Origin of the sequence: Parvimonas sp. D9, from assembly GCF_035282565.1 — a bacterium.
In the GTDB taxonomy this organism is placed as follows: Bacteria; Bacillota; Clostridia; order Tissierellales; family Peptoniphilaceae; genus Parvimonas; species Parvimonas micra.
Window position 1 is genome coordinate 162,727 of record NZ_JAYKBM010000002.1, and the last position, 14,185, is coordinate 176,911.

Sequence of the window (14,185 nt, forward strand, 5' to 3'; positions counted from 1 at the left end):
ATTACAGTTTAGTCATACTTTGATCTTATAATAAATCCATTTATTTTAGACATTAAAAAACTGACCTTTCAGTCAGTTAATTTTCTTGTTCTAACACTCCCTGTCTAAGTTGCCCACAAGCTCCATTTATATCATCACCCTGTTTCTTTCTTATCGTGGCATTTATTCCGTAATTTTCAAGCATTGACTTAAAAGAGTAAATATACTTTGTACTTGGTGCAACTCCATCAAACTCTTTTATTGAATTTAAAGGAATTATATTAATATGGCAATTTAAGCCTTTTAGAATATTTTTAAGCTCTAACGCATGTTCTCTTGAGTCATTTTGTCCTTTGATTAGTGTATATTCAAAACTTACTCTTCTTGAAGTTTTATCAAAATAATATTTACAAGCCTTTAATATTTCATCAATTGAAAAATTGTCTGAAATAGGCATTATCTCTCTTCTTTCATTTTGGAACGGATTATGAAGTGAAATTGTAAGTGTTACGGGTAATTTTTCATCAGCTAATTTATAAATATTATGGACAAGTCCACAAGTTGAAATTGTAATATTTCTTAGGCTCAAATTTTTACCTTTTTCAGAATTTATAATTTTCAAAAATCCTATTACATTATTATAATTATCAAGTGGTTCCCCAATGCCCATAATAACGACATTATTTATAGTTAAATTCAAATCATTCTCTATTAAATAAATTTGATTTAGCATTTCAGCAGATGTTAAATTTCTTTTAAAATTTTCTTTTGTTGACGCACAAAAAGTACATCCCATTCTACAACCTACTTGACTTGAAATACAAACTGTACAATAACTTCCATAGTCCATAAATACCGTTTCAATTATTCTATTGTCGTATAATTTAATTAAATATTTTTTTGTATTATCAAGCTTTGATTCATATTTTGTATAAATTGAAGAAGAATTTATATAGCCTATTTGCTTTAGTTTTTCAATTAAAATTTTAGGCAGTTGTTTACAATTATCTATTTCAAAGTTTTTCTTTTGGTGCATAAATCTAAAAAACTGTTCAGCCCTAAACTTTTTTTCTCTCAAACTCAAAAATAAATCTTCAAGCTCTTCAATTTTCAAAGAGTTAAATTCTATTTTTTTATTTCCCATTCTTTTCTTCCTTTAGAATAAAATCTCTTAACAAATAATCAACAGACATAAATCGAACTTGTTTTTCTTGAACTTTACCTTTGATTTTTCTAATCAATGTATAAGCAAGTTCTCCTGCCAGTCCCGCTCCTCTTGCTGTAATTATATTGTCATCGATACAAATAGCATCTTCTTTAATATTTGCGTCAAGCAATTCATCTTCCATTCCCGGATAAATTACAGCATCTCTTCCGGATAAAACACCTGCCTTTGCAAGAACTGAAGGTCCTGCACAAATTGCAGAAATCAATTTGTGCTCTTCGTCAAATTTCTTTATAATATCTAAAACTCTTTTATCATCTCTGATATCAAAAGCAGCAGGAAGTCCACCAGGAATAATAATTCCTGCATATTCTTTTAAATTTATATTTTCAAACAAATCATCAGCTAAAACAGTTATTCCTCTATTACTTGTAACTTGAAGTTTTCCTGTAATTGAAATCATATCTACTTTAATATCTGCTCTTCTAAGATAATCAACTTGAGTAAGTGCTTCAACTTCTTCAAAGGTATCTGTTAAAATTAAAATATATCTATTCATTTTGCCCTCCTAATATTTTCCTTAAAAATTGTCCTGTATATGATTTCTCACATTTTGCAACTTCCTCCGGAGTTCCGGTTACAACGATGGTTCCTCCACCGTCGCCACCTTCAACACCTAAATCAATTATATGATCTGCAATTTTTATCATATCTAAATTATGTTCTATAACAATAACAGTATTTCCTTGTTCAACTAAGGTATTTAAAACTTCAATCAATTTTTTTATATCATCAATGTGTAATCCTGTAGTTGGTTCATCTAAAATATAAACAGTTTGTCCCGTTCCACGTTTAGCAAGTTCAGATGCAAGTTTAACTCTTTGAGCCTCTCCACCTGAAAGCTCTGTTGAGCTTTGACCAATCTTAATATAATCCAATCCTACATCATATAAAGTTTGTAATTTTCTTTTTATTGAAGGATGATTTTCAAAAAATTTAAGTCCATCTTCAACAGTCATTTCCAAAACATCTGAAATATTTTTTCCATTATATGTTACTTCCAAAGTTTCTCTATTATATCTTTTACCACCACAAACTTCACAAGGTACATATACATCAGGTAAAAAGTGCATTTCAACCTTTATTGTTCCATCTCCTTTACAAGCTTCACAACGACCACCATGAACATTAAAACTAAATCTACCTTTACTATATCCTTTCATTTTTGCCTTTGTAGTCATAGCAAAAACATCTCTTATATTATCAAAAAGTTTAGTATAAGTTGCAGGATTTGAACGCGGAGTTCTACCTATTGGACTTTGGTCAATTTCAATAACTTTATCAAGCTTTTCATAGCCCTCAATCCTATCAAATTTTCCTGTTTTTTGTTTGCTCCTATTTAATTTGTTTGACAATTCTTTATTTAAAATTGAATTTACCAAACTGCTCTTTCCACTTCCGGAAACACCAGTTACACAAGTAAAAACACCGATAGGAAATTCAACATCAATATTTTTTAAATTATTTTCTCTTGCTCCAAAAACTTTAATTGTATCTGTGTATTTTCTTCTTTGTTTAGGAACTTCTATTTTACTTTTTCCTGAAAGATATGCACCTGTAATAGATTTTTTACTCTTCATAATATCTTTAATAGTTCCCTGTGCAACAACCTCTCCACCATGAATCCCTGCCCTTGGTCCAATATCTACAATATGGTCAGCACAACGAATTGTATCTTCATCATGTTCTACTACAATCAAAGTATTTCCAAGATTTGTTAAATTTCTTAAAGCATTTAAAAGTTTTTCATTATCTCTTTGATGTAAACCGATACTTGGTTCATCTAAAACATAAACAACTCCAACAAGCCCAGAACCAATTTGAGTTGCAAGTCTAATTCTTTGACTTTCTCCTCCTGAAAGAGTTCCTGCACTTCTTGCCAAAGTTAAATATTCAAGACCTACATCTTTTAAAAATTTAAGTCTTTCTTTAATTTCCTTTAAAATTCTTTCCCCAATAATACTTTCAGTTTCTGTTAATTCTAAATCATTAAACCATTCATTTAATTTTTGAACGGACATTGCAGTAACATCTGAAATATTTTTATCTCTTATAAAAATTGAAAGAGCTTTTTCATTAAGTCTTTTTCCTTTACAAGTTTCACATTCCATTTCAGACATCACTGTTTCAATTTTTTCTCTCATAGAAGACATTGGAGAAGAAGCATATCTTCTTTCCAAATTCTTTACTATTCCTTCAAATGGTTTATTAAAAGTTTTATTTTCATTTGTGAACTTACTTTCAAACCTAAATTTTATATTTCTTGATCCTGTCCCATAAAAAAGTTCATCTATAGTTTCTTTACTTAAATCCTTAAAAGGAGTATTTTCATCAAAACCATTATATTTTATGATTTCGTGAAATATTTTATAATAGTATCCATCCTCTCCGGTAGTCATATTGTAACATTCAATAGCTCCCTCTAAAAGTGATTTATTTTTATCAGGAATTACCAAATCCGGATCTATAATTTTATGGCTTCCAAGTCCATTACAATCATGACACATTCCAAAAGGACTGTTAAAAGAAAAAGTTCTAGGCTCAATTTCATCAAATGAAATATGCCCATTAGGACAGGACATTTTTTCAGAAAATAAAATTTCTTCTCCATCAACAACTTTAACCTTAACAATACTGTCACTAAATTTAAAAGCTGTTTCCAAACTCTCTGTAAGTCTTGACTCAATTCCTTCTTTTACAACAAGTCTATCAACTACGATATCAATATTATGTTTCTTATTTTTATCTAATTCAATTTCTTCTGTAAGTTCATATTCCTTATCGTCAATAATTGCACGGACAAAACCTTGAATTTTTATATTTTCTAAAAGTTTTTTATGTTCTCCCTTTTTTCCACGAATTACAGGAGCTAACACAAATATCTTACTTCTCTCTTCAAGTTTCATAACCCTATCAACCATTTGATCGATACTTTGACTTTTTATTTCAGTTCCACATATTGGACATTTTGGAATTCCAATTTTTGCAAAAAGCAATCTCAAATAATCATAAATTTCAGTAACAGTTCCTACAGTAGATCTTGGATTTCTATTTGTAGTTTTTTGATCAATAGAAATTGACGGACTTAGTCCATCAATATATTCAACATCAGGTTTATCCATTTGACCTAAAAATTGTCTTGCATAACTTGATAAGCTCTCAACATATCTTCTTTGCCCTTCGGCATAAATTGTATCAAAAGCTAAAGATGATTTTCCACTTCCACTAAGTCCTGTAAAAACAACCATTTTATCCCTTGGAATTTCCAAATCTATATTTTTTAAATTATTTACTTTTGCCCCTTTAATTCTAATCGTATTTTTAGACATCTAATCCCCACATTTCTTTTAATCTCTTTATTTCATCTCTTATTGATGCTGCTCTTTCAAAATCTAAAGAATCAGCAGCAGATAACATCTCATTTTTCAAATCTTCAATGAAACTTTCATAATCTGTAATTTCTACATCTTCTGTTTTATAATCCACATTATCCTCAGCAACCTTCGTAGCTTGAATAATCTCTCTAATATCTTTCTTAACACTCTTCGGAGTAATATTATGCTCTATATTGTATTTATTTTGAATTTCACGTCTTCTATTTGTTTCCTTAATCGCCACATCCATTGACTTTGTAATTCTATCAGCATACATAATAACTCTTCCGTTTACATTTCTTGCAGCACGTCCGATTGTTTGTATCATAGAAGTTTCAGAACGCAAAAAACCTTCCTTATCTGCATCCATAATTATAACCATACTTACCTCAGGCAAGTCAAGTCCTTCTCTTAACAAGTTTATTCCAACCAAAACGTCAAACTTTCCAACACGCAAATCTCTGATTATTTCCATACGTTCAATCGTGTCAATATCGCTATGCAAATAAGTTGTTTTTATTCCTACATTTTTTAAATAATCCGTTAAATTTTCAGCCATTTTTTTAGTTAAAGTTGTAATTAAAACACGTTCACCTTTTTTAATAACTGAATTCACTTCCCCAATTATATCATCAATTTGTCCTTCTGTTTTTCTAACTTCAATTAAAGGATCCAAAAGTCCCGTAGGTCTTATAATTTGTTCAACTTCTTCTAAATTATGGCTCCTTTCATACTTGCCTGGAGTTGCAGATACATATAAGATTTGATTTACCATACTTTCAAATTCTGTAAATTTTAATGGTCTGTTATCCAAAGCAGAAGGTAATCTAAAACCATAATCAACCAAATTTTGTTTTCTACTTCTATCTCCTTCATACATTGCTCCAATTTGTGGAACAGTAACATGACTTTCATCTACAATAATCAAAAAGTCATCAGGAAAATAATCAATCAAAGTATAAGGTCTTGAGCCTCTTTCTCTACCGCTTAAATGAGCAGAATAATTTTCTACTCCACTACAAAATCCAATTTCTTGTAACATTTCCAAATCATATTTTGTCCTCTGTTCAAGTCTTTGCGCTTCAACTAATTTATTTTCTTGATTTAAAACTAAAAGTCTTTCTTCCAATTCTTTTGAAATTGTACCAACAGCTCTTTCTATTTTTTCCGCACTTGTAGCAAAGTGAGAAGCAGGATAAATTGCAACATGCTCACGAGTTCCTATTACATTACCTGTTAAGGCATCAATTTCTGAAATTTTATCTATTTCATCTCCAAAAAATTCGACTCTAATACTATTTTCAGATGAAGAAACAGGAAATATTTCTAAACTGTCTCCCCTTACACGAAAAGTACCACGAATAAAATTAATATCATTTCTTACATATTGAATATCTACAAGTTTTCTTATAACTTCATCTCTATCTTTTATCATTCCCGGTCTTAATGAAACTACTAAATTTTCATAGTCTATTGGATCGCCTAAACCGTAAATACAAGAAACGGAAGCAACAATAATTACATCTTTTCTTTCAAAAAGAGACATTGTAGCGGAGTGTCTAAGTTTGTCTATCTCATCATTTATTGAGCTGTCTTTTTCTATATAAGTATCGGATTGTGGAACATAGGCTTCAGGTTGATAATAATCATAATAGGACACAAAAAACTCAACAGCATTGTTAGGAAAAAATTCCTTAAATTCACTCGCAAGCTGATAAGCCAAAGTCTTATTATGTGCAATAACCAGCGTTGGTTTTTGAACTTTTTCAATAATATTTGCCATTGTAAAAGTCTTTCCACTTCCTGTAACACCCTTTAAAATTATTTCTTTATTTCCTTTTTTAATTGAATCCGATATTTTTTCAATAGCTTCGGGTTGATCTCCTGTAGGCTTAAATTTTGAATTTAAAACAAACTCCATAATGTACTCCCATTTATTTATTAATCAAATATTTTTATTTAAAATAATCTATATAATATTATACTATATTTTTTATCTATAACATAGCTAATATACCGCAAAAATTTCTTTAATAATCAAATTAAAAACTACTTTCTGTTATAAAATTTTATTGTTGATAATAAATATTGAAAGTGCTATAATTGGTTTATAGTTAAATAAATTTTTATGGAGGTATTTATGTTTTTAGTTGTAAAAAATTTAAACAAATCTTATGGAACAAATGAAAATAAAATTTCCGTTTTAAAAAATATAAATTTTTCTTTAGAAAAAGGTGCACTTTGTACTCTATTAGGACCATCTGGTTCAGGAAAATCGACATTACTTAATGCTATTGGCGGACTTGAAAAAATTGACAGCGGATCTATCATAATAAATGAATATAAAATTTCAAGTTTAAAACAAAATGCCCTTTCAAATTTTAGAAGAAAATATTTAGGCTTTATTTTTCAATTTTATAATTTAATTCCGGACTTAACCGTAACAGAAAATATTCAGGTGGGTTCTTTTATACATAATGACCCTATGGATATTGAAAAATTAATAAAAGATTTAGGTCTATGGGAACATAAAAATAAATATCCAAGACAATTATCAGGTGGACAACAACAAAGATGTGCAATAGGTCGTGCTTTAATAAAAAAACCTGAAATTTTACTTTGTGATGAGCCTACAGGTGCTTTAGATTATAAAACTTCAAAGGATATTTTATCTCTACTTCAAAGAATAAATAATGAATATAAAACTACAATTATCCTTGCAACTCATAATGAAGAAATAACAAAGATGTCTAATATTACAATAAGGCTAAAAGATGGAATTATATGTCAAGAAATTGAAAATGACAAGGTAATGGATGCACAAGAATTGGAGTGGTAACATGAGAAATTTAAATAAAAGAATTCTTAGAGGATTAAAAGCCCAATGGTCAAAAAATTTATTTCTCTTTATACTTCTGTTTTTTATGATTTCCACAACTTCAGGCATGTTAGTTTCATCAGGAAGTATCAAGACTTTATATTATGAACTTATGTCAACTGGAGTTGTTGAAGATGGAAAAATATTATTCGCATTTGACCCTACAGATGAAATATTAAGATCCATTGAAAAAACTAATGTTAAAGTCGAAAAAGCTCCTTACGTTGATGCAAAAATTAATAAAATTAAAGATGATAAAGATGAAAAGACAATTAGACTTTATACAAATAGAAAAAATATAAATCTCCCTGTTATAAATGAAGGTAATCTTGCAAAAAATAAAAATGAAATAGCTATTAATAGACTATTTGCTGAAAATAATAATTTAAAAATAGGTGACAATATTACTTTTAAAAAAGAATTTTTTAAAGATAATAAAGAACGTATTTTTAAAATAGTTGGTTTAATAGCAACTCCAGATTATAATTCATCTTTTCAAAAATCTACAGATTTAATATTTAATGCAATAGATTTTGGAGTAGGATTAGTATCTGATAAAGACAAAGATATTTTTAACGAAAGCAAGTTAAAATATCAAGTTTCATATAGATTTAACGATAGAAACCTAAGTGAAAAAGAAACGAAAGAAAAAAATAAAGAAGTTGTAAATTCTGCAAATATTTCAAAAACAGTTTTAGAACAACTTCCAAAAAAAGATAATAATGCTATAAGTTATTTGATTGACGATATGGGTGGAGATAGGCCTATGGTCATTGTTATGCTTTGTCTAATGGTAACGCTAATAGGATTCATATTTGCACTTTCTATTGTGAGTAAAATACAAGAAGAATCTGAAATAATTGGAATACTTCTTGCGAATGGATATAAAAAATCAGAGCTCGTTATAAATTATATAGCAAACTCTGTTATAATTACATTTTTAGCTGCTGTTTTAGGAAATATTTTTGGGTACACAGTTTTTACAAATTCTTTTAAATCTGTTTACTACAAATCATTTAATATGCAGAACTTTACTCCTAGTTTCAACTTGGAAGCATTAATAATTACGACTATCATACCTATTTCAATAATTTTAATTTTTAATTATATTTATATTTATAGAAAATTAAACTTCACACCTTTAGATTTTTTAAGAAAAAATTTAAAACATTATAAAAATAAAAGAAAATCAAAGTATGAAAATGAATTAAAAGTCAACAAAAACTTTTTAGGTTCATTTAGAAAATCAATTATAAAATCCAACAAAGGTGATTATGTAGCGATAGTACTTGGAATATTTATTACTTCAATATTATTCATCTTTGGAATTTCTGCAAAACCTACATTCGACAACTACGGAAATAATATAAAAGAAAATTTGATTAGTAAATATCAATATGTGCTAAAGGCTTCTATTGAAATTGGCAATAAAACAGCAGAAAAATATACGACTACACCAGCAAGGGTTTATCACAGTATCAAAAAATCAGATGAAGACATACTTCTTTTAGGAATTACTGAAAATTCAAAATACTTTGAAAACACCAAACTACCCGAAAACAAAAATGAGATAGTTATTAGTGAAAATCTTTCAAAGAAACTTAGAAAGTATGTTGGAGATGAAATAACAGTTAAAGGGAAATTGTCAGATAAAGAAAAGACTTATAAAATAGTTAATATACACAAAAAGTCTGCTAATCTTTCAGCATTTATAAAGCAAGAATATTTGAATGAAGAATTAGAGCAAAATAAAGAATTCTTTAATGGATATTTTAGTAATGAAAAATTGGATATTGATGAAAAGTATGTATCAACAACAATAGATGAAAATTCAATGACAGATGTTTCTAAACAAATGTCTAAACTTATGGGACCAATGCTATCTGCATTTATAGCTGTATCTACAATATTCTTAGCAGGCTTTACTTACAGTCTAATGAAAATAATAACAGATAAAAATACTATCCAAATTGCATATTTAAAAATTTTCGGTTACACGAATAGAGAAATTTCAAAAATCTATATTCGACCAGTAACTCTAACAGTATTATTAAGTTTAATAGCTTTAATACCACTTGAAATATATACAGTAAAACAAATAATGTATTATTCAATGCTAAAATTTTCAGGATATTTAGAGCTTGATATTTCGCCAAAAATTGTAATAATGTCAATTGTGATAACTATTGCTACTTATTTATTTGTAAGTATATTACAATTTTATAGAATATCAAAAATGAATTTCAGCGAAGTTCTAAAAAACAGAGAATAATTTACTATCACTTAATTCTGTCATAATCAAGAGTATAATCTTATATTTAATTTAGAAAACAACGGAAAAAAATTCCGTTGTTTTTTATGACAACTTTAATCCCATTAAATTAATATATCTAGTATTCAACAGAAAATTATGGTATAATATGTGTGTATAAATTTTAGGAGGAATCATGAAAAAAGTAGTTGGGATAAGATTCAAAGAAGCCGGAAAGATATATTACTTTGATCCCTGCAACTTTAGTATAAATAAAAATGATAATGTAATCGTAGAAACTTCTCGTGGTATAGAGTATGGAAATGTAGCCATTGAACCTAGAGAAGTTGAAGAATCAAAACTAGTTTCATCATTAAAACCAGTTTTGAGAATTGCTGATAACATGGATGATTATATACATGAAGAAAATAAAAAGAAAGCTAAAGATGCTATTGAAATTTGCAAAGTAAAAGCAAATGAACACGGCTTAGATATGAAATTAGTTGATTGTGAATATACTTTTGACAATCAAAAAGTTATTTTTTACTTTGTTTCTGACAATAGAATTGATTTTAGAGAATTGGTTAAGGACCTTGCATATATATTTAAAAATAGAATCGAACTTAGACAAATTGGAGTTAGAGATCATGCGAAAATAGTAGGTGCTCTCGGCTCTTGTGGTCAAGTTTGTTGTTGCAAAAGATTTTTAGGAGAATTTGCTCCAGTAACAATAAAAATGGCAAGAGATCAATCTCTATCTCTAAATCAAAATAAAATTTCAGGAACATGTGGTAGACTAATGTGTTGTTTGAAATACGAACAAAATGTTTACGAGGAAAAATTAAAAAAAATTCCACCTTGTGGTACTTATGTAATAACAAGTGAAGGCAAAGGAATTATAGTTGACAGTTATACTCTATCAGAAATTGTAAAAGTAAAGATAGTAAATGAAGATAATAATACTGAAACTATTAAACCATTTTTTGTAGATGATATTGCAGTTACAAAAGAAAGAGATATGTCTTACGCTAAAAAAGATGAAGATATTCAATTTGAATATATTGAGGAATTATTATAAAAACATTAAAAAATAGAGTTGTTTCTAACTCTATTTTTTTGTTATGTCAATTAATTTTTTATAATCTAATTACCAATTTTTATATATTCTATTTTGTTTCTTTCCAATAATTCTATCGCATATTCATCCATTCTATAACTATTTTCATAGTAAATCTTTGAAATTCCTGCTTGAATTAAAGCCTTAGTACAATTTAAACAAGGAAAATGAGTTACATAACAAGTACAGCCTTTTACTTTTATTCCTTCTCTTGCACAATATAAAAGTGCATTTTGCTCTGCATGAATCGTTGCAATACAATGTCCATCTCTCATCGTATGACCTATTTCATCACATTGAGGATTACCTGAAATTGATCCATTATATCCTGTTGATACAATTCTATTGTCCTTATTAACTAAAACACAGCCAACATAAGCTCTATCACAAGTTCCTCTTGTTGCAACCATCTTCGCCAAATCCATAAAATATTCTTCCCAAGGTTTCCTCATACTCCCTCCTACTTTCCAAATAATTTTTTCTCTATTTCATCTAGTTGATTTAAAGTTTTGTCGTCTAGGGTATTGAAATAGCTTTTGTTTGTAATTCTATTTTTCGTTTCATAACGATTACTTTTGTTTTTTAAATTTTCATAACGGAACAATAATTCTTTTGAAGTCAATACTATTCCACCTCTTTGTGTAACAAGTTTTTGAATAAGAGTGTCGTCTGTTCCGACAGAAACTAATATTTTTCTTCCAATTTCATCCAATTTCTTTTCAATAAATTGGTCCGCAGTTTCATTTTGCTTTGTGTAGACAACTTCAATTCCTTTTATAACTTCTGAAGAACCTTTGAAATTAATCTTATATGCATCAAAGACAAGTAACAAATCTATTCCTATTAATTTTGAAAATTCGCCCATATCATAAATTAATTCATTTCTTGCATTTTCAAAACTCAATTTTAAAAATGGTTTATATTTTTCCCAAGCATTTAAAATATTGTAACCGTCAATTATAATTAATTTTTTATTTTTCATCTCTTTGTCTTAATGCCTCATAAACTAGAACTGCACAGGCATTTGATGCGTTAAGGCTTGAAACTTTACCTTTCATTGGAAGTTTGGTTAAAAAATCACATCTCTTTCTTATAAGTTGTCCCATTCCCTTTCCTTCATTTCCAATTACTATTGCAATATTTCCTTTAAAATCTATATCTGTATATATCTTTTCAGCCTCTCCACAAGCACCATAAACCCATACATTTTCTTTTTGTAATTTTAAAATTGTATCTGCAATATTTGCAACTTTCGCTATTTTAATATGGTTTACCGCTCCGGCAGATGATTTTTGAACAATTGAGGTAACTGGCGCTTGATTTCTCTTAGAAACTATAATTCCATGAACACCAACGGCTTCACAAGTACGAATTATAGCTCCAAAATTATGTGGATCTTCAATCTCATCAAGAATCACTAAAAATAAATCTTCATTTTTATCTCTAGCACTTTGTAATATTTCTTCAATTGTTGAATACTCAAAACTTGAAATTAATGCACAAACTCCTTGATGAACAACTCCGTCAGCCATATTTTCTAATTTATTTTTATCAATTTCTGAAATTAGAATACCATTTGCCTTTGCTTTACCAATTATTTTATTTATTGAGCCCTTTAAATCACCTTTTAAAATATATATTTTCTCTACTTTTCTATCGCTTTCTAATGCCTCTAATACAGCATTTCTTCCGAATATATAGTCACTCATATTACACCCTTTTCCAAATAACACCATTTCTTGTGTCTTTTAATTCTATATTCATTTCTTTTAAAGCATCACGAATTTCATCAGCTCTTTTAAAGTCTTTATTCTTTCTAGCTTCTTCTCTTTCTTCAATAAGTTTTTCAACTTTTTCATCTAAATTATCATCATCTTCTTTATATAACAGACCTAAAACAGATGCAAAATCAGAAAGCAACTTAACAGCTCCCTTTACAACTTTCAAGTCAGTATTTTCATCAAATGTATTTGCATAACGAATAAGCTCATAAACTTTAGAAATAGCATCAGCTGTATTTAAATCGTCATCCATACAATCTAAAAATTCTTTTTTCAGTTCAACTAATCTGGAAATATCTCCATCTTCTTTTTCTTCACAAATTTCTAAAAGTCTTTCTAAATGTTCTTTACCATTATACATTCTTTCAAGTCCATTTTTTGTTTGTTCCATAACTTCTCTACTGAAATTTAGAGGATTTCGATAATGTGTTGATAAAATCCAAAGTCTGATTACTTCCAAGTCATATTCTTTTTGAATATCTTTTATTGTAAAGAAATTTCCTTTTGATTTACTCATCTTTACATTATCTATATTAATCATTCCATTATGCATCCAGTAATTAGCAAAAACTTTCCCATTACAACATTCAGACTGAGCAATCTCATTTTCATGATGAGGAAATTGTAAATCTTCTCCACCCGCATGAATGTCTATTGTATCTCCTAAATATTTCTTTGCCATTACCGAACACTCAAGATGCCAGCCCGGTCTTCCCATTCCCCAAGGACTTTCCCAAGCTGGCTCTGTTTCATCTTTTCTTTTTTTCCAAAGTGCAAAATCAAGAGGATTTTTCTTTTCATCAGAAATATCAATCCTTGCTCCTGCTCTTAAATCATCAATATTTTTTTTAGATAATTTTCCATAATCCTTAGCTTTTGTAATATCAAAATATACATTACCATCGACATTATATGCAATGCCTTTTTCTTCTAAAACTTTTACAAATTCTATCATCTCATTGATACATTCTGTAGCTTTTGGATGAATTGTATGACTTTCAAAAAGATTTAAACCATAACTATCTTCAAGATATGCATCAATATATTTTTTTGTAATATCTGTAAAAGGTACATTTTCTTCTTTTGCTCTATTTATAATCTTATCGTCAATATCTGTAAAATTACTTACAAATTTTACATCATAACCTATATATAAAAGATATCTTCTCAAAGTATCATAAACAATCATAGGTCTTGAATTACCAATATGAATATAATTATAAACCGTTGGACCACAAACATAAATCAATGCCTTTCCAGCTTGAATAGGCTTAAAATCTTCTTTTTTTCTAGTTAATGTGTTATAAATCTTCATATTACACCTCTCTATTTTTTAAAATTTTATAATATTTTACTACTTAAAATTATTTAATATAAAACAAAACGTCTCTTGAAAAAACAAGAGACGAAAAAATTCCGCGGTTCCACTCTAATTGAAAAAATCCACTTAAATTGCTATAAAGTAGCAAACAATACTCCAAGGACGCACCTTCAACATTGATGTCTTTCACCAGACAACATCTCTCTTTAAATCGTTGTTTCTTTCCCTTTTCAACATATATATTTATTTATAATAGGAT

Annotated in this window: 11 protein-coding genes; 3 read left to right on the forward strand and 8 right to left on the reverse strand. The window is 28.4% G+C overall.

Features of this window, described 5'->3' with window-relative positions:
* Positions 1 to 76 precede the first annotated feature (76 nt).
* Genes rlmN through uvrB form a run of 4 tightly spaced genes read right to left on the reverse strand, consistent with a single transcriptional unit; the run spans position 77 to position 6,499 of the window.
* Positions 77 to 1,123 carry a 23S rRNA (adenine(2503)-C(2))-methyltransferase RlmN gene (gene rlmN / locus VJI94_RS02965; RefSeq protein ID WP_324008271.1) on the reverse strand — a complete coding sequence of 349 codons (1,047 nt, stop codon included), beginning with the start codon at positions 1,121 to 1,123 and terminating at the stop codon, positions 77 to 79.
* Positions 1,113 to 1,703 carry a DJ-1 family glyoxalase III gene (locus VJI94_RS02970; RefSeq protein ID WP_324008272.1) on the reverse strand — a complete coding sequence of 197 codons (591 nt, stop codon included), beginning with the start codon at positions 1,701 to 1,703 and terminating at the stop codon, positions 1,113 to 1,115. The genes rlmN and VJI94_RS02970 overlap by 11 nt, the downstream gene beginning before the upstream one ends.
* Positions 1,696 to 4,533 (reverse strand): excinuclease ABC subunit UvrA, encoded by a 2,838-nt coding sequence (uvrA, locus tag VJI94_RS02975; protein WP_324008273.1) that lies wholly within the window; start codon positions 4,531 to 4,533, stop codon positions 1,696 to 1,698. The genes VJI94_RS02970 and uvrA overlap by 8 nt, the downstream gene beginning before the upstream one ends.
* Positions 4,526 to 6,499: an excinuclease ABC subunit UvrB gene (gene uvrB / locus VJI94_RS02980; RefSeq protein WP_324008274.1), complete on the reverse strand. Its 1,974-nt coding sequence runs from the start codon at positions 6,497 to 6,499 to the stop codon at positions 4,526 to 4,528. The genes uvrA and uvrB overlap by 8 nt, the downstream gene beginning before the upstream one ends.
* Before the next feature lie 219 nt (positions 6,500 to 6,718).
* Between uvrB and VJI94_RS02985 the strand changes: the two genes are divergently transcribed.
* The 3 genes from VJI94_RS02985 to VJI94_RS02995 all read left to right on the forward strand — a co-directional run bounded on the left by VJI94_RS02985 (position 6,719) and on the right by VJI94_RS02995 (position 10,785).
* Positions 6,719 to 7,417 (forward strand): ABC transporter ATP-binding protein, encoded by a 699-nt coding sequence (locus VJI94_RS02985; protein WP_324008276.1) that lies wholly within the window; start codon positions 6,719 to 6,721, stop codon positions 7,415 to 7,417.
* Position 7,418: 1 nt separating this feature from the next.
* Positions 7,419 to 9,728 (forward strand): ABC transporter permease, encoded by a 2,310-nt coding sequence (locus VJI94_RS02990; protein ID WP_324008277.1) that lies wholly within the window; start codon positions 7,419 to 7,421, stop codon positions 9,726 to 9,728.
* Between the two features lie 175 nt (positions 9,729 to 9,903).
* On the forward strand, positions 9,904 to 10,785 hold the full coding sequence (locus VJI94_RS02995) for a stage 0 sporulation family protein (RefSeq protein ID WP_324008278.1): 882 nt from the start codon (positions 9,904 to 9,906) through the stop codon (positions 10,783 to 10,785).
* Positions 10,786 to 10,850: 65 nt separating this feature from the next.
* Here the strand turns inward: VJI94_RS02995 and VJI94_RS03000 are convergent, their stop codons facing one another.
* The 4 genes from VJI94_RS03000 to cysS are packed head-to-tail and all read right to left on the reverse strand — an operon-like array spanning position 10,851 to position 13,920.
* The gene (locus tag VJI94_RS03000) at positions 10,851 to 11,276 is read right to left on the reverse strand and encodes a cytidine/deoxycytidylate deaminase family protein (RefSeq protein WP_324008279.1); all 426 of its coding nucleotides are present in this window, start codon (positions 11,274 to 11,276) and stop codon (positions 10,851 to 10,853) included.
* 8 nt (positions 11,277 to 11,284) lie between these two features.
* Positions 11,285 to 11,806, reverse strand: a complete 522-nt coding sequence (locus VJI94_RS03005) for an NYN domain-containing protein (RefSeq protein WP_324008280.1) — start codon at positions 11,804 to 11,806, stop codon at positions 11,285 to 11,287.
* Positions 11,796 to 12,533: a 23S rRNA (guanosine(2251)-2'-O)-methyltransferase RlmB gene (gene rlmB / locus VJI94_RS03010; RefSeq protein WP_324008281.1), complete on the reverse strand. Its 738-nt coding sequence runs from the start codon at positions 12,531 to 12,533 to the stop codon at positions 11,796 to 11,798. The genes VJI94_RS03005 and rlmB overlap by 11 nt, the downstream gene beginning before the upstream one ends.
* A gap of 1 nt (position 12,534) precedes the next feature.
* Positions 12,535 to 13,920, reverse strand: coding sequence for a cysteine--tRNA ligase (gene cysS / locus VJI94_RS03015; RefSeq protein WP_324008283.1), 1,386 nt, complete (start codon positions 13,918 to 13,920; stop codon positions 12,535 to 12,537).
* Positions 13,921 to 14,185 lie beyond the last annotated feature (265 nt).